We start from the raw sequence: 16302 nt of genomic DNA, 5'->3' as shown, positions 1-16302 counted from the left end.
ATGTAAATACTAAGTTAAAATGTTTACGCATGTCGTTAACCTTTCTTCCTCCTTCTATACAACAAATTAACAGCAAAATCGCCCGTCACGCTGGTGTTGATTTGTATGTGCTGCGCCTCGATCTCATGCACCCGTGGGTTAACGGCAATAAGTGGTTTAAGCTGAAATACAATCTTTTGGAGGCTAAGGAGAAAAATTTCACAACGCTGCTAACCTTTGGCGGTGCTTATTCCAATCACATCTATGCAACTGCGGCGGCTGGTAATCTTTTCGGTTTTCGCACCATCGGTGTAATTCGTGGAGAGGAGAGGCTACCACTCAACCCGACGCTGAGTTTTGCTGTACAACAGGGTATGCAGCTTGTGTATCTGAACCGCGAGATGTATCGACAGCGCAATACATCAGCGTTAGAGGAATATCTGCGACAACGTTTCGGTGAGGTGTTTATCATTCCCGAAGGTGGGAGTAATTTAAATGGTGTGCGCGGCTGCACAGAGATAATTGGTAATGCGATGCCTACGGCTGGCTACGCCTACGCATTTGATCGTATCTGCGTAGCCTGCGGTACAGCTACCACACTAGCAGGTATTGCGCTTTCGTTGCATGAAGGACAAAGAGCGATCGCTTTTCCCGTATTGAAAAATGGGGCATTTCTTGCACATGAAATTGAAACTTTGTTGACAAATTACCTCGCCTCTGATTTACCTGCACCATATAGTTCTCCTGCTGACTGGGAATTGATATGTGATTATCACTTTGGCGGCTATGCAAAGGTGAACGACGAGTTAATACTGTTTAGTGAACAGTTCACACAACAACATGGCGTACCCCTTGATTACGTATATACCGCCAAAATGTTTTACGGAGTGATGGATTTACTACAACAGGGATTTTTTTGTAAAGGCGACTCCTTGTTACTGGTACACACAGGCGGCTTACAGGGCAATGTCGGCATGGAAGAAAAGTTGCAGGGATTTTCTAAAATCTGAGTTGCCACTTAATTAAATATCAATTACCTTTGTATGGAATTTTACTTATATCAGTAAAATTCACACGCCAATCTTGATATTTACTCAAAGTTAAGTAAGGTTAATTTAATGTCTACATACACCGATCGCATTCAGCCAACTAATTCTGCCATTGCTACCTATTTAGATAAGTGAGTGTTGATGATTGGACATTACTTCAGATGCTAGCTGTAGTGGTAAATCTTGAATTTCCCGAAGCTGGGATAAAAAGTATTACTAACAAGTATCTTAATGAGCTAAAAACAGAGCATATTGAAGCTGTATGGTCTGATTTTAAAATAGCAGTTGCGAAAACTTTTGATTTTTTTGATAAGATTTTGCATATAAAGGGTGGGAGATTAATTCCTTACCGATATTTATATTTGACTATCACAGCATATTTTTATCGGAATGATAAACCAGATTATAGTTTTTTAAATAAGTATTTTTGGTATTATAGTTTTCATAATGCAGATTTACTAACAAACACTACTCACTTGTGGCAACATATATACTTTGTTAATCAACAAAAGGCTAATAGTACTTACTCATTCAATCAATTTGATATTGACAAAAATTCGCTGAGAAAATCTTTCTACAGTTATAGAGGTCGCTTATCCAGAGCGATACTATCACTTTATGCAAACCATAAGCCGCAAGATTGGGCAAAACCCCATAGAGATGTTTTATCCGATGTTTATTATTTACTAACAGATAAACCTAACTTGCACCACATATTTCCAGTTAATTTTATTAAACAGAGTGGTATTGCTAGTCAAATAGAATGTGACAGCTTGATGAATATAGCCTATCTGTCTCAAATAACTAATTTGAAAATTAGCGATAGAAATCCATTACATTATCTCAAAGAATATGACGACTCTGGTTTAGAGACAGTGTTACGCTCTCATCTTATACCGACAATCATTCTTGAATGGTCAAGAGGCGATGCACTTCCAGAAAATGCCCTAACCATTTTTATTGAAGAAAGGGTAAATCTCTTATTAGAGGCTTTGAGGCTGAAGTTAGAAGGAATTGAATTTAAGGTTTTTGATATGAGTAATCCCACAGATAATATCAATTTATAGAAAAGCGATTTTCCAAACAAGAGGCATTGCTGATTTTCATGCTTACCGTTTATTTTGTAAACTTTGAATGGTAGCGCTCGCATGTTTTGCCACAATATCAATCTCTTCTTCTGTAGTAAACCTGCCAATACCAAACCGCACCGAGGCATAAGCTAGCTTTTCTGAATGTCCCAATGCTGTGAGAACATGGGAAGGTGCAGTAGTTGCCGATGAACAAGCAGATCCAGAAGAAACTGCCATTACTGGCTGCAATCCTAGCAAAAGTGCGGCTCCATCCACTCCCTCAACACTGATATTCAAGTTTCCTGCCAATCGCTGTTGAGGATGTCCGTTAAGATGAATTCCTTCAACTTCCGAAAGCTGTTCCCACAATCTTTGTTTTAATTGGGTGAGGCGTTGGGTTTCTGTCTCTTGTTGAGCCAAAGCGATTTCTACAGCTTTGCCAAAGCCGACAATTTGCGGTGTATACAATGTACCAGAACGCATCCCCCGTTCATGTCCGCCACCATGCTGCTGAGGAGCTAGTTGCACTCTAGGATTGCGTCTGCGGACGTACAGCGCTCCAATACCTTTGGGACCATATACTTTATGTGCTGTTAGCGACATCAAGTCAATTTTCATCGCTTGCACATCCAAGGGAATTTTACCAATAGCTTGGGCGGCATCGGTGTGGAATAGGATTTGGTGTTCATGGCACATTTCCCCAATTTTTGCCAAAGGCTGTAACACACCAATTTCGTTATTTGCAGCCATCACTGATACTAAAATAGTCTCAGGACGTAGAGCTTTTTTTAACTCAGTTAAATCAATCAATCCATCTTTTTGGACAGGGAGAATAGTAATTTCAAAACCAAGACTTTTTAAATAATTACAAGGGTCAATTACTGCACTATGTTCAGTGACAATAGTAATAATATGCTGACCTTTTTTAAAATAAGCTTCGGCAACACCTTTAATAGCTAGATTATTTGCTTCTGTTGCCCCACTCGTAAAAACAATTTCTTCTGGTGTGGCGTTGATTGCTGCTGCTAAAATTTCTCGCGTTTGCTTCACAGCAGCTTCTGCTTCCCAACCGTAAACATGACTAATACTAGCTGGGTTGCCAAAGTGTTCTGTAAAATAAGGAAGCATTACTGCTAATACCCGTTCATCTACAGGTGTGGTAGCGTGACAATCAAGGTAGATAGGGCGAATAGACATAAATTAACTCAAAATTTGACTCAAATTTTTTAATACACTTAGAACCTGATACAGTTCACTTTTTCGTTTCAATAGTGTAAATTGATCAGATATAGCATACTTTGGCTGATTTTCTTTGGTCAGTTTCAAGAAAATAAAATCACTACCATTTGTTACTAATCCAAAATTAGGTTTGTCTTGATTGGGATTAGCCAGCATATAAGCAATTGTTTGAGGTACGGCTTCCAAAAGAGAAAAGCTAGACCTTTTAGATTCAATTACTAACAACCATAATTGTTCTTGAATAACTAAAATATCAATTCTACCTCTAATAATTTCTCCTTCATCTTCCGCAGAAATTTCTATTGATTGTTCGCCTCTGATATAAAAAGGCTCATCATAAAATCCAGCTAAATTGAGTAAAGGAGATAAAACTACTAATTTTACCGTTTCTTCTGACAAAGGAGGATGCTTGACTAAACGGAGATAATGAAGTTTTACTTTGTTTAAATCTTGCTTTTCTAAATCTGTAATTTCCGGTAAATTTTCAAACCATTCTGTGAAGAATGCCTCATCTTCGGCTAGCTGTAGACTAAATCTTTCTTCCAAATAGGCAAGCCCGATATTTTGTGCTTGGATAAATTGAACCATAATTTAATAAAAAAATGCAATATAATTATTATGATACTATTCCAGTATTAACCTAGATACAAATAGCAAAAAGAATTAACTTAAAAGTTGACCTATTTTTTTTAATATATTCAAAACTTTATATAATTCATTTTCGCGTTTATATAAAGTGAATCGATCAGATAAAGCATAAATTGGTTTATCTTGTTTTATCAATTTAATAAATTGGAAATCTTCTCCATTCATTACTAAAGAATATGCAGGATGCTCAGGTTGAGGATTTGCCAACATATAAGTCAAAGCTTGCGGAATTGCCTTTGCCAAGGAAAAACTAGACCTTTTAGATTCAATTATAAGTAACCATAGCTGATCTTGGAGAACTAGGACATCAATTTGACCTTTAATAACTTCTTTAGCATCTTCGGTATTTAATTCATTATCAATGATAGCTTGTTCGCAAATTTCTATACTTTCTTCTGTTGCAATATAAAAAGGAGGACGATAAAAACCAGCTAAATCTAGCAACGGAGATAATACTACCAGTTTTACTGCTTCTTCTAAAAGAGGAGCATTTTCAAGGACATTGAGATAGTTATTTTTAATTCTGTCTAAATATTGCTTTTCTAATTCAGTCATTTCAGGTATGTAGTCAAACCACTCTGTAAAAAATTGCTCATCTTCAGATTTATACAGAGCAAATTTTTTCTTTAAGTAGGCAAGAGTGATATTTTGGGCTTGGATGACTTGAATCATATTTATTTCAAATTGCAAAAAATCTAATTATTTACTTTAATCATCACGCTAACAGTTTCTAGAGCAATATTACGTAGCATTGCCGTAACTATACTTGCATTCAGTTGCGTTAGGTGGCTGCTAATTCCCGTAATTGAGTTAAAACTGCCTGAGCGTGACCTTTGGTTTTCACATTAGGCCAAGTATAGACAATAATTTTATTAGGTGAAATTAGAAAGGTTGAGCGAACAACACCCATATATTCTTTGCCCATAAATTTTTTTAAGCGCCAAGCGCCGTAGGCTTCTGTCAAAATATGTTCTGGGTCACTCAAAAGGGTGATTGACAAGTTATGTTTGCTGATAAATTTACAATGAGACTTACCCAAATCTGGACTTACGCCTAAGATTTTTGCTCCCAGTGCGCTGAAGTCTTGATACAACTCGGTGAAATCTTTCGCTTCGGTGGTACAACCAGGTGTATCATCTTTGGGATAGAAGTAAAGGACAACCCACTGACTGCTGAGGTCGTTGAGAGTAACTGCATTACCATTTTGGTCAGGTGTAGAGAAATCTGGCGCTGGTTGTCCAACTTGGGGAATGTTGCTCATGATGAAGGTAGGAGAAATTGCGTAAGCGTAGCTCGTCGTAGACATCGCTTTAGAATTGTACATAGATTGAGCAATCATTCTTATTTATCAGTGTCTAAAATTAATTTGCAGCTTCTCAATTCATATAAATAGGTCTGTTACTCTAGTCTTAAGCTAATATATTCGCCATATCTTGATCATATTGTCCTCACCACCGCTGATAAAAATTTGTCCATCAAGGCTAAATACAAGTGCATTCACGCTACCAGAATGCCCATTGCGAGTGCAAATATCTTCTTTGGTACTGAGATCCCAAAGTTTAATTTTTCCGTCATCACCGCCACTCACTAAATTCTTACCGTTGGAACTGAATGCTACGCTCAAAACTAATCCTGTATGTCCTACAAGAGTACAAATTTTCTCCCCAGTATTGAGGTTCCATACATTTATTGTTTTGTCATCGCTACCACTGACTAGTATTTGAGAATCTGGGCTAATGGCAATACAATTAACACACGCTGAATGCCCGCTTAAAATGCGTTTTGGCCATATCTGTATTGTTGTGTCTGCACTACCACTAGCCACAGTACGACCATCAGGGCTGATTGCCACACAAGTTACACGATCTGAATATGTAGCTAAAGTACTAATTTCTTTTCCATTATGCAAATTCCAAACTTTTACTGTTTTATCATGACTGCCACTAACCAACTTTTGTCCATCTGGACTAATTGCTAAAGAATTGACATATTCTGAATGCCCAGTTATTGTGCGAATTTGTTGACCCGTTGTCATGCTAAACAATATAATTTCTGGGTCATCACTATCATCACTATCACTAACTAAAGTTTGCCCATCTGGGCTAATTGCTAGAGCAAATACTTTTGTTGAATGCGGTGTAATTGTTTTAATTTCCTCAGCACTATACAGGTTCCATATTTTAATTGTCTCGTCATCACCTCCACTAACCAAAGTCTGCCCATCTGGAATAATTGCTAAAGTCCGAACAATGTCAGAATGTCCAGAGTACCAACTACCAAGAGTGCGTTCTAAAAAAAATGTTTGCCCATTGACTGTTGGTAATGGTTTTACTGACTCTGGTTTCGTTAATTTCGTGGGATATAAAGTCTCATTAATTTCTAGCAATCTTTCCAAAATTACCTGGGTATTGGCTGGACGCTCCTTTACTGGTCGCATCATCAGATGATCAATAAAATCTGCTAATAAAGGAGATATTTGATTAGCCTCAACACGCCAGTTTAGATCAGCAGTATATGGATCGTCATAGGGGTCATCCATCAGATCAAGAGGATATTTTCCTGTCAGAAAATGGACAAAAGTACGACCCAAAGCAAAGAAATCTGATTGCGGAACAGCATGACCATTGATTTGCTCTAATGGAGCATAGCCATCAGAAACAAATTTTGTGATTTGACCTGCTGCTTGTTTTTTCTCATAGGTTCCGGTAATTTCCCGTGCTATACCAAAGTCGATTAATACCAACTGTCCATCAGCAGTTAGCATAATGTTTGAAGGTTTTATATCCCGATGGAAAAACTGCTGCTGATGTACTTTGTGTAAAATATTCGTCAACTGCGTTAACCAAAAGACTGCTTGCTTTTCACTGATGGGACGATTACCACGTTTTTCTAACCATTCGTATAAATTTTCTCCATCAATTTTGTCCATTACTAAACAGTGAACTGGCTCTTGGCTATTTTGAGGAAAAAACTTGAAATATTCCTCAGCATTAGGAATTCCTGGATGATTTAGTCGCTTTAAAACTTCAGCTTCTTGCTGAAAAAGTGATACCGCTTTAGCTTGATTTAGTATAAGAACCTTCAAAATTTTTAGCTTGCCACTGTGGCTTACCTCAAATGTTCTAGCAAAGCCACCTTTGCCTATAGGTCGTGTTATTCGATAACATCCTTCTAGTAGCAATTCAGAGCCACAGCTTTGACAGCGTAGTGGATTATCTGGGTTGTCAGCATTTTGGCAGTTAGGATTGATACACAGGCTCATCGTCTTGAAAAGTGACAGATTTATCTAATATTTTAGCTTTACTTACTGAGAACCTGGAGAAAATCGGTATCAAAGCGATGCTTGCAGCGAACTATGCCTACGCACTCATTCATCTTTGCTTAAGTTCTCTCATCAGGGTGAGAGCGATCACTTATATTTATCCACCATAATAATGACTTAGCCTACAAATATTTTATTTATTCCACACTTCAAAGTTCACATGACTAAAGATATGCAACGCCAATTTACCAACCGCGATGAGTTGGTAGCCTACCTGCACGAACAATTCCCAGATGCAGTACAACGCGATGACCACATCAGCGAAACTGTAGGGGGACACAAAGCAGCACAAGAAGCGCTGCAAAAAATCGACCCACTTCGCTACGCTCAAACACGTAATTTCTTTACAGGTGCAGTCACGCGTCTTTCGCCTTATATCCGCTATGGCGTTTTGAGTTTGCGAGAAATTCGAGATTATGTCCTTGACCAGGTACAAAACCAAGATGAAGCTACGAAAATAATTAATGAGTTAGGTTGGCGCGACTACTGGCAACGGTTGTATATGAAGCTAGGGAATGAAATCTGGAAAGACCAAGAAGAGTACAAAACTGGTTATACTGTGAGCGAATATGCACCGAAATTGCCGCAAGATATTAAAGAAGGAACTACAGGCAGAGTTTGCATTGACAGTTTCAGTGGTGATTTGAGAGAAACTGGCTATTTACATAACCACGGACGAATGTGGCTAGCGGCTTATATTGTCCATTGGCGGCGTATTTGTTGGCAAGCAGGAGCCAAATGGTTTCTGGAACATCTTTTAGATGGAGATCCTGCTAGTAATAATATGTCATGGCAGTGGGTTACTAGCACTTTTAGTCAGAAACCATATTTTTTCAACCGTGAAAACTTAGAACGCTACACCAAAAGCATTTATTGTCAGAAATGCTCCCTTTACGGCCATTGTGATTTTGAAGGCAGCTATGAAGAATTAGAACAGCGACTTTTTCCCAAAGGCGAATTTAGCAAACAACCTAATAGCCAAAGTTGGCAACGTGGAAAGAAAGGTAAAAAATGAATAAACCAATTGTTTGGGTACATGGAGATTGCCTCAGTCCAAATAATCCTACATTGCAAAAATATCCCGATGCCCCAGCTATCTGGGTTTGGGATGAGGCTTTGATAGAGGAATGGCAATTGAGTCTTAAACGTCTGACTTTTATCTACGAATGTTTGCTAGAGTTACCTGTTGTTATTCGCCGTGGCAATGTGGCACAAGAAATTTTAACTTTTGCTCAAGAACATGATGCTAATTTAGTTGTCACAGCCAATAGTCCCAGTCCCCGATTTGATGATATCTGTAATCAAATTGAGCGTTCTATAGCAGTAGAAGTTTTAGAGGTAGAACCGTTTTTTAACTATGACGGCTATATTGACTTGAAACGCTTCTCGCGCTATTGGAAAGTGGCTCAAAATTATGTTTATCGAAAGCCCTCACCCTAAATCCCTCTCCCAAATTTGGGAGAGGGACTTTGAAATTGGCTCCCCTTCTCCCAAATTGGAAGAAGGGTTAGGGATGAGGGTAGTTAATTTTACTTAAAAGATTTTGATTTTTTAAGCAAGATTAACTCATAAGTTAATTACAACAAATCCTGCAATTATTTAAACGTTTCTTATACATAAAGAAGCAATTGTTGCAAATTATTAAGCATTTTTAGCAATTGCTTATACATTTCTTGGAAATACTTAAACCTTTCTTATACATAAAGAAGCAATTGTTGCAAATTATTAAGTATTTTTAGGAATTGGTTATACATTTCTTGGAAATACTTAAACCTTTCTTATACATAAAGAAGCAATTGTTGCAAACGCTTCAATTTTGACAACCAGTCATGAAGGTTAATTGAGTTATGAATGCTGAGTTGCAAGTGAGATTTTTCACTCAGCAGTATTGAATCTATTGAGGTTTGTAAATAATTTGTATCTCTACAAGGAATATTCCTTTAGACTGAGTTTCACCTAGAAAAATATGGGAATAAACACAAATGCATTCGTTAAATATATTTTGTCACGAATCTGTAGTTGCTGTTTCCTTTGTAGCTTGCATTATTGGACTGTTGTTACTGTGGGACAGTAAGCAGCAAACAAATGATATGGAAGAAACAGAGCGGATTCTGTTTAGAATGAGCTTTAGTTACTGGCTAGTTTACTGTGTAGCTTTTGGCATAGAAAAAATAGTTTTACCCGACTGGGAATCTGTAGTCATGACTTTGAAAATAACTACGGCTCTGTCATATTTCTTAACTTTTTCTTGTATTGTTAGTCTGCCGCTACACAAATTTGCAGTACATCGGGTTGAGGAATAGTGATTGGGTATGAGGCATGGGGCATGATTAACATTTCATGGCGATCGCTAATGCAGCTTCTAGTTGCTCCTGGGGCAAAGTTGTCAAAATAAATACCTCTTGTACCGTTTTCCCCTGCCGGGCAATGACTTTATAGCCGCCACGAATGGGTACTGAAATGCGCAGTTGCATTTTTGGACAGTGACCTTTTGACCGCCCAATTACTCCCGGCGTCACAGTTTGGATACCATCTTGCTGACAAAGACGTTCTAAAATGGGGATAAGACCAGAAAGGTGTGTTGAGTGATTCCAAACCAGTCTGGCGGCTTTTTGTGAAGCCGTGCGGAGGGGATCTACGGTGGGTTTGCCCATAATAATTAAGCTGCTTCTAGAGGTGCCATTGTCAAACCTGCTCGGCGCAGCTGCTGGTGATAGAGTTCCGCAGGTTCTTGGGGCCCAACCCAGACGATCGCTTGACCTTCATAGTGTACCTGATTAGTCAGATCCCACGCGCGATCGCCGCTCATTCCTGGAATATATTTCATTAAACATTCAGACACGTGTTGGAATGTATTAAAATCATCGTTTAATACAATCACTTTGTAATTCGGATAAGTCTTACGGGTAACTTGATTAGACCGTTCAGGAGCTATAGTTGGTGCTGTGGACATCCCGTAAACGTCTGCTGAAATTGTCATAACCATAAAACAATTGGTCAAGATAATTTTACAAAACTACACTACAAGCAATTAGTTTAGTTCATTGTTTAATTGTCCGTTGTCATTTGTCCTTTGTCATTTGTTATTTGTTCGTTGTCTTTAATCAATGACCAATGATATCGTGTCCGGCTAAAGACTTATCATTTAGACCGCAGTTCTTGCTGGGGGCAGGGGTAAAGAGGCTTTTAGGATTTTTGCACAGATTCGGTAATCATAAGTGATTAACCGGACTTGATATGACCAATGACCAATGACAAATGACTATTTATTTCCAATTATCCCAGTTTTCGTTAAAAATAGATGTATCTGGGAAGGCGGTAGGGTTGCCATTTTGTTGCAAAAGCCGTTTGAGTGCTTCTAGTTGTAGCTCTTGTTTAGGTAAATCATCGACTAGTTGGTAAGGTGCGATCGCATTTTTGAGTGCAAAACTAGCCACAGTTCCCGCAGCTGCGCCAGATGACCATTCAAAGGAGTGTACTCGATAGGCAGCAGCAGCAATATGACTAGTCGCAATACTTTTACCACCTACTAGCAAATTATCAATTTTCTGAGGAATCATCGCCCTCAGAGCAATTTGGAAGGGATAAGCTTGACCAGCACCACGTCTTTCGCCTGGACGTTCTATGTTCCCAGGTGCTTCTGGGGGACTATTCACCATGCAAGGATGGAAATCTATGGCGTAGTGACCAATACCCACAGCATCAGGGAAAATGGTAGAACGAGTCCGTCGCATTGCTTTGTCTGGCGGAACTTTACCGTCAATTACTGATATTGCTTCTAAACCTGCAACTGCTGCTCGTAGACGACGATACATATCTGCTGGCAGAGTCTTTGGGTAATACTCATCATTATAATCTCGGCGGGAAATATCAATTTCCCCAATACTAAAGCCTTCGGATTGTCCCCAACTGGGGCGACCAATAATCCGCCGTCCTTCTCGCATATAGGGATATTTTGATAAACCATGTATTGTCCCCATTGGGGAATTTAAACCGGAAACAAAGCGGTTATTGGGTTGCTGCTGCTTGACACCATCCCCAAGTTGAGAATCTGTAGTCCCAGCTACCAACCAGTAATAGAAAGATAAAGCGTTTTCCTCAGCCTTGCGCAGGGCTTCTGTCCGCAGTCCTCCCATCCACCCTCCTGGCTCTAACTGTCCAGTCGCTTGTAACTGTTGGCGGTTATAAATTAGGTTATCCTGGGCTGTTCCGGGGCGATAGTCGTTACCCCAAGTCCAGTTTTGCATTGAGATGTCCCCTGGTGTAGGTGCAGTAAAACTGACTCCGCCGAATTTTTCTGATTTCCCTTTGTTTGGACTCCAAATGCGACGATAAGTAAAAACTAAATCAAAGTTAGCCAGTCGCTTCAATTCATAACTGAAATATGGCGCATATTGTGGATAAAATGTAGGCATTGTCTGCGGTTGCGGTTCCTTAGTGGCCTCCATTGTAAAGGTGTAGGTAAAGCCTTGAGGACAATATGGGTCGTTGTTGGCGCTGGAAGCAGAAGGTTCTAGGTAGGAACGGGCATCAATACCTAATCGGTAAGGGACATCAGCAAGGGCGATAATTTCTCCAGTTTCGCTAGCGTCTACGACATACCATTTAGGAGCATTCTCTTCCGTTGCTTTGGGGATGAAACGGAGAATAGTTTTAGTAAACCGAGATGAGTTTTCGTAGCTATAAGCATCTTCAATGCTTTGAGATAACGTAAAAGTATTGAGAGGTGGCGCGCCTTTTGGTGGTTGATGTTGAATTGCGATCGCACTATTAATTATTTTGCCATCAGCAGCGATTTCCAAATCCTTAATTACTGTGTTGGGAAACCATTGCAATTTCCCTTTGCCTTGCTTTTCGGCATCTTTAAGCATCTGGGTCAAAATAGTGTGAGCATCGCGGGGAAGAAAACACGATTCACTTACCCAGCAGTCACCGGGGTTAAGCTTACCGTATTTACGCCCAATGCGGTTTCGCAATTCCAGATAGCCGCGAGAATAGAATTTCAAAGCTCGTTGAGTTGGGCGTTCGTCTAACGCAGATGTCCCTTGAGCAGAAATTTGTCCTCCTAGCCAGTCAGTAATTTCTGTGAGACAAACTGTTCGCCCTGCTAGCAACCCCTCGTAAGCTGTGGCTACACCAGAAAGTCCACCACCCACAACTAAAATCTCGCAATTTACAGTTTTGTCTGGGGTTCTCGGCGGTGCGGCTTTCGCCTCATCAAATACAACTAAGCTAGATATTAAATTGAGACCGATTAACGATGTCAAGCTAAAAGCTACTTTGTGTCTGTGCTTCATAGTTAAAAAAAACCACTCCAAATCCTGTGTCACCTTGTAGACGTTAACATTTAGGAAATGTCTAACTCAAGCAATTTTTCCAGAGCAACAGATGCCCAATGCTAAGTTTTTGTTAAAACCTTAACAATTTTAAGTAATATATTTTACTTTTAGGAAGTGTGTTGAAGCTCATCGACGCATCTCGCCTGAACCTTGAAAACCGCATAACTTCGTTTAGATACGTTAATGCCTTATGCAGTAATGTTTTCAGGCTGCAAAATGCAGAGATTTGGAAAAGTTTTTTCCGGTTTTCCTACAGATGCGTCGATTTGGCGCAAATTGGTGGAAACCATTAAACATCTGGTGAAATTAAATATGCATCCAGAACCATTATGGAAACGTAGCACTGCTACGTCTCTATTGAAAAATTTAATGGGAGGTGCTTAAAATATAACCTCCCATTCCGTACCTAAAGTTAGACAATAGCGCTAATTACGATTAAACAACCACAAAATTCTTTTCTGTTAGTGACAATCCAGCAGACATTTGTGCAAATTTTACCTGAGTAAACCCAGACGCACTGCCATCTCCATCAAAGAACAATGCACCAGTAATATTGTCATAGATAAATCGTTGATTGCTTGTGGTTGCAGATGTTCCGAGGGTAAACTGACTTGTCTTAAGTGAAGGTGTTGATAATCCGCCACCAAAATCAACAGCCGATATCTGAATCAGTTCATTCGTGGCGTTGAAGTCATAAATATTATCAACGCCTTGATTGTAACTATTGAAAGCAAAAGTATCAGTACCAGCTCCTCCATAGAGGCTATCATTACCATTGCCACCTGTGAGGTAGTCATTACCATTACCACCTTTGAGGGTGTTCTTACCAGTAGCGCTAGAGGCTGTAAGGTAGTCATTGCCATCGCCTCCATCCAGTAGATTATCGCCTGATGAATAATCAACAATCAAGCGATCGTTACCAGCACCACCGTTGAGCGTGTTATTGCCAGAGACAGTATAAACTTTATATAGGGAGTATAAGGAGGCTGAACCAGCGGCTGTCAGAGTATCATTGCCATCGCCCCCAGAGAGTAAGTTATTGCCTGATGAATAATTAGTAACTAAGTTATCGTCTCCCGCACCACCATTGAGGGTGTTTTTGCCCAAAATAGCAATGAGAGAGAAATTGCCGCGATAGTCGTCGTAAAAACCAGAGACGTCAAGAGAATCATTGCCATCGTCTCCAGAGAGCAGATTATTAACATTTAAATTTAAATCATTTGAAGCGTTAGCACTCAGATAATCCTTACCTGCACCGCCGAGAATCGTGTTATTTCCACCTGCCCCATTTATCGTATCGTTACCATTGCTCCCCACAATCAAGTCATCGTAATCTGTACCAAAAATATTTAAACGTTCGATATTCTTATAGTTAACTTGATTCGTGCCCGATGTAATCGTGCCAGTATTATTAGTGGCATTGAATGTCGAAGTGATTACCTCAGTAGCATAATAGCTACCAAACGACAACAAGTCCTCACCACTGCCCCCGTCTATTGTATCATTGCCACCATCGACCCCATTGACCCCATTGACCCCACCTATCGTATCGTTGCCATTGCTCCCCACAATCAAGTCATTGTAAGCCGTATTAGAAATATTTAATCGTTCGATATTCTTGTAGCTAACCCGATTCGTGCCTGATGTAATCGAGCCGATATTAGTAGTGGCATTGAATGTCGAAGTGATTCCTTGAGTAGCACCATTACCGAACGACAAGTAATCGTCACCACTGCCCCCATCTATTGTATCATTGCCACCATCGTCCCCATTGATCCCATTGACCCCACCTATTGTATCATTGCCACTAGTCCCGACAATATTGTCATCATAGGCTGTAGTTCTGATAGATAGTTGTTCGATATTCTTGTAGTTAATCCGATTTGTGCCCGATGTAATTGAGCCAACATTAGTAGTGGCATTGAATGTCGAAGTGATTCCTTGAGTAGTATTGTAGTAATTGATGGATAAAGAATCTTTACCTATCCCTCCATCTACCGTTTGAGTTACTAAGGAAGAGGAGGCTGTAGATGGGGACGTAAAAGAGAAGCTGTCATTGCCATCCCCCCCAGAGAGCAGGTTATTACCTGTTGAATCAGTATTCAATTCATCGTTACCAGTGCCACCATTGAGGGTGTTATTACCAGAGGCAGCATAGGCATTAAGAGAATCATTGCCATCGCCACCAGCGAGTAGGTTATTACCTGTTGAACCGTCAGCACTTAAGGAATCGTCACCAGCGCCACCGTTAAGGGTGTTATTGCCAGAGGTGGGATTGGTATATTTGCTCTGCAAGAAGTCGAAATACCCAGAGATGTCAAGAGAATCATTGCCATCGCCACCAGAGAGCAGGTTATTGCCTTTTGAAGAGCTAGCACTCAAGCGATCGCTACCAGCGCCACCGTTGAGGATATTATCGCTTGTTGAATAATCAACACTCAACTCATCGTTACCTTCACCGCCAAAAATCGTATCATTGCCATAGGTCGGATCATTTCCACTACTACCCCCAAAGAGTAAATCGTTGCCATTAGTCCCCACAATCAAGTCATTTTTGAGTGTACCTCTGATCTCTAATCGTTCGATATTCTTGTAGTTAACCCGATCCGTGCCCGCTGTAATCGAGCCAATGTTAGTAGCAGCATTGAAAGTCGAGGTGATCCCCGCCGTAGCAAAGTAGTAATTGCCGGACAAGAAATCTTCACCTATACCTCCATCTACCGTTTGAGTTACTAAAGAAGAGGAGGTAGTAGATGGGGTTCTCAAAGAGAAGCTGTCATTGCCATCCCCTCCAGAGAGCAGGTTATCGCCTGTTGAACTGTCAGCAATCAAGTAATCGTTACCAGCACCACCATTAAGGGTATTATTGCCTGTTGATGAATCAACATTCAATTCATCGTCACCAGCACCACCAACGAGAGAGTTATTGCCCGTATTACCAATAAGAGTGTCATTCCCCGTGCCACCAATGAGAGTATCATTGCCCGCGCCACCCCGCAGCAAGTCATTGCCACTCTTGCCGTCAATTTTGTCATTACCCGCCTGACCATTGATGACATCATCTGAGTCGTCTAAACCCGTAATGTTGTTGTCGAGGTCATTAAGAAAAGTCACCGTGTTCTTGATGCCCAGCTTGGTATCTGTGGAGTTGGCATCCAGGACATTAAAGCTGTCGGTGATACTAGTTTGGTATGCAAACAAGATATTGCCAATCGCTGGTGTTGTCCCAGAAGCTTTCAGATTCTTGAAGTTTTCTAATTTGAAGTTTTGCAGGATGACTATGGTCTGACCTATCCCTTCAAAGCTGATTTCCAGATTGCTGCCATTCTGGGTAAGGAGCAAGTTTTTGGCACTGAAAAAGTCAAAGTCGGGGAATTTTAAGGTGTCCACTTCGGCAATGACTGCTGCTGAGGTATTTACACCTTTACCTATGCCACCGAAATCAGTGATTGTATCAATTCCGTTACTGAGGTTGTAAACAAATTGATCCTTACCGCCACCACCAATTAAGGTATCGTTGCCATCATTACCTGTGATGGTATCGTTACCTGCAAGACCCTTAATCGTGTCCGCGTCATCACTACCCAATAGGGTATCGTTACCGCTGGTTCCAATGATATTTGCCATAACTTTTACCTGACTAAATCAATTTTTTT

General features: G+C 40.2%; 15 protein-coding genes. 6 read left to right on the top strand and 9 right to left on the bottom strand.

What is annotated here, in order from left to right:
* Positions 1-29: 29 nt before the first annotated feature.
* Positions 30-989, top strand: a complete 960-nt coding sequence (locus V7K89_RS22080) for a 1-aminocyclopropane-1-carboxylate deaminase/D-cysteine desulfhydrase (protein ID WP_335190910.1) — start codon at positions 30-32, stop codon at positions 987-989.
* Between the two features lie 170 nt (positions 990-1159).
* Positions 1160-2095, top strand: coding sequence for a hypothetical protein (locus V7K89_RS22075; RefSeq protein WP_335190908.1), 936 nt, complete (start codon positions 1160-1162; stop codon positions 2093-2095).
* Positions 2096-2137: 42 nt separating this feature from the next.
* Here the strand turns inward: V7K89_RS22075 and V7K89_RS22070 are convergent, their stop codons facing one another.
* The 5 genes from V7K89_RS22070 to V7K89_RS22050 all read right to left on the bottom strand — a co-directional run bounded on the left by V7K89_RS22070 (position 2138) and on the right by V7K89_RS22050 (position 7247).
* Positions 2138-3295 carry an IscS subfamily cysteine desulfurase gene (locus tag V7K89_RS22070; protein ID WP_335190906.1) on the bottom strand — a complete coding sequence of 386 codons (1158 nt, stop codon included), beginning with the start codon at positions 3293-3295 and terminating at the stop codon, positions 2138-2140.
* 3 nt (positions 3296-3298) lie between these two features.
* Positions 3299-3925, bottom strand: a complete 627-nt coding sequence (locus V7K89_RS22065) for a type I restriction endonuclease (protein WP_335190904.1) — start codon at positions 3923-3925, stop codon at positions 3299-3301.
* A gap of 75 nt (positions 3926-4000) precedes the next feature.
* Positions 4001-4657 carry a type I restriction endonuclease gene (locus V7K89_RS22060; protein WP_335190902.1) on the bottom strand — a complete coding sequence of 219 codons (657 nt, stop codon included), beginning with the start codon at positions 4655-4657 and terminating at the stop codon, positions 4001-4003.
* A 109-nt stretch (positions 4658-4766) separates the two neighbouring features.
* Positions 4767-5246, bottom strand: a complete 480-nt coding sequence (bcp, locus tag V7K89_RS22055) for a thioredoxin-dependent thiol peroxidase (RefSeq protein WP_335191034.1) — start codon at positions 5244-5246, stop codon at positions 4767-4769.
* Positions 5247-5399: 153 nt separating this feature from the next.
* Entirely contained in the window at positions 5400-7247 is a 1848-nt protein-coding gene (locus tag V7K89_RS22050) for a serine/threonine-protein kinase (protein WP_335190900.1), read from the bottom strand.
* A gap of 220 nt (positions 7248-7467) precedes the next feature.
* On the opposite strand from V7K89_RS22050, the gene V7K89_RS22045 reads away from it, so the two are divergent.
* From V7K89_RS22045 to V7K89_RS22035, 3 genes are all read left to right on the top strand, one after another.
* A complete protein-coding gene (locus V7K89_RS22045; RefSeq protein WP_335190898.1) occupies positions 7468-8322 on the top strand; it encodes an FAD-binding domain-containing protein in 855 nt (284 codons plus the stop codon).
* Positions 8319-8747, top strand: coding sequence for a hypothetical protein (locus V7K89_RS22040; RefSeq protein ID WP_335190896.1), 429 nt, complete (start codon positions 8319-8321; stop codon positions 8745-8747). The genes V7K89_RS22045 and V7K89_RS22040 overlap by 4 nt, the downstream gene beginning before the upstream one ends.
* 542 nt (positions 8748-9289) lie before the next feature.
* Positions 9290-9610, top strand: a complete 321-nt coding sequence (locus V7K89_RS22035) for a hypothetical protein (RefSeq protein WP_335190893.1) — start codon at positions 9290-9292, stop codon at positions 9608-9610.
* Positions 9611-9637: 27 nt separating this feature from the next.
* On the opposite strand, the gene V7K89_RS22030 is transcribed toward V7K89_RS22035, so the two are convergent.
* From V7K89_RS22030 to V7K89_RS22020, 3 genes are all read right to left on the bottom strand, one after another.
* On the bottom strand, positions 9638-9961 hold the full coding sequence (locus tag V7K89_RS22030; protein WP_335190891.1) for a DUF2103 domain-containing protein: 324 nt from the start codon (positions 9959-9961) through the stop codon (positions 9638-9640).
* 5 nt (positions 9962-9966) lie between these two features.
* Positions 9967-10293, bottom strand: a complete 327-nt coding sequence (gene clpS / locus V7K89_RS22025; protein WP_335190889.1) for an ATP-dependent Clp protease adapter ClpS — start codon at positions 10291-10293, stop codon at positions 9967-9969.
* A 280-nt stretch (positions 10294-10573) separates the two neighbouring features.
* Positions 10574-12604 (bottom strand): FAD-dependent oxidoreductase, encoded by a 2031-nt coding sequence (locus tag V7K89_RS22020; RefSeq protein WP_335190887.1) that lies wholly within the window; start codon positions 12602-12604, stop codon positions 10574-10576.
* 258 nt (positions 12605-12862) lie between these two features.
* On the opposite strand from V7K89_RS22020, the gene V7K89_RS22015 reads away from it, so the two are divergent.
* On the top strand, positions 12863-13030 hold the full coding sequence (locus tag V7K89_RS22015; protein WP_335190885.1) for a hypothetical protein: 168 nt from the start codon (positions 12863-12865) through the stop codon (positions 13028-13030).
* A gap of 51 nt (positions 13031-13081) precedes the next feature.
* On the opposite strand, the gene V7K89_RS22010 is transcribed toward V7K89_RS22015, so the two are convergent.
* The gene (locus tag V7K89_RS22010; protein WP_335190883.1) at positions 13082-16273 is read right to left on the bottom strand and encodes a beta strand repeat-containing protein; all 3192 of its coding nucleotides are present in this window, start codon (positions 16271-16273) and stop codon (positions 13082-13084) included.
* Between the last annotated feature and the right edge of the window lie 29 nt (positions 16274-16302).

The organism is Nostoc sp., assembly GCF_036917515.1.
GTDB lineage: Bacteria > Cyanobacteriota > Cyanobacteriia > Cyanobacteriales > Nostocaceae > Nostoc.
The sequence above is the reverse complement of the archived record's forward strand: the minus strand, read 5'-3'. Positions and strand labels throughout refer to the sequence as shown.

Coding starts and splice junctions, on each gene's coding strand:
- V7K89_RS22035 (WP_335190893.1), top strand. CDS start 9,290: ATGCATTCGTTAAATATATTTTGTCACGAATCTGTAGTTGCTGTTTCC.
- V7K89_RS22070 (WP_335190906.1), bottom strand. CDS start 3,295: ATGTCTATTCGCCCTATCTACCTTGATTGTCACGCTACCACACCTGTA.
- V7K89_RS22060 (WP_335190902.1), bottom strand. CDS start 4,657: ATGATTCAAGTCATCCAAGCCCAAAATATCACTCTTGCCTACTTAAAG.
- V7K89_RS22030 (WP_335190891.1), bottom strand. CDS start 9,961: ATGGGCAAACCCACCGTAGATCCCCTCCGCACGGCTTCACAAAAAGCC.
- V7K89_RS22040 (WP_335190896.1), top strand. CDS start 8,319: ATGAATAAACCAATTGTTTGGGTACATGGAGATTGCCTCAGTCCAAAT.
- V7K89_RS22020 (WP_335190887.1), bottom strand. CDS start 12,604: ATGAAGCACAGACACAAAGTAGCTTTTAGCTTGACATCGTTAATCGGT.
- V7K89_RS22010 (WP_335190883.1), bottom strand. CDS start 16,273: ATGGCAAATATCATTGGAACCAGCGGTAACGATACCCTATTGGGTAGT.
- V7K89_RS22065 (WP_335190904.1), bottom strand. CDS start 3,925: ATGGTTCAATTTATCCAAGCACAAAATATCGGGCTTGCCTATTTGGAA.
- bcp (WP_335191034.1), bottom strand. CDS start 5,246: ATGAGCAACATTCCCCAAGTTGGACAACCAGCGCCAGATTTCTCTACA.
- clpS (WP_335190889.1), bottom strand. CDS start 10,293: ATGGTTATGACAATTTCAGCAGACGTTTACGGGATGTCCACAGCACCA.
- V7K89_RS22050 (WP_335190900.1), bottom strand. CDS start 7,247: ATGAGCCTGTGTATCAATCCTAACTGCCAAAATGCTGACAACCCAGAT.
- V7K89_RS22080 (WP_335190910.1), top strand. CDS start 30: ATGTCGTTAACCTTTCTTCCTCCTTCTATACAACAAATTAACAGCAAA.
- V7K89_RS22015 (WP_335190885.1), top strand. CDS start 12,863: ATGCAGAGATTTGGAAAAGTTTTTTCCGGTTTTCCTACAGATGCGTCG.
- V7K89_RS22045 (WP_335190898.1), top strand. CDS start 7,468: ATGACTAAAGATATGCAACGCCAATTTACCAACCGCGATGAGTTGGTA.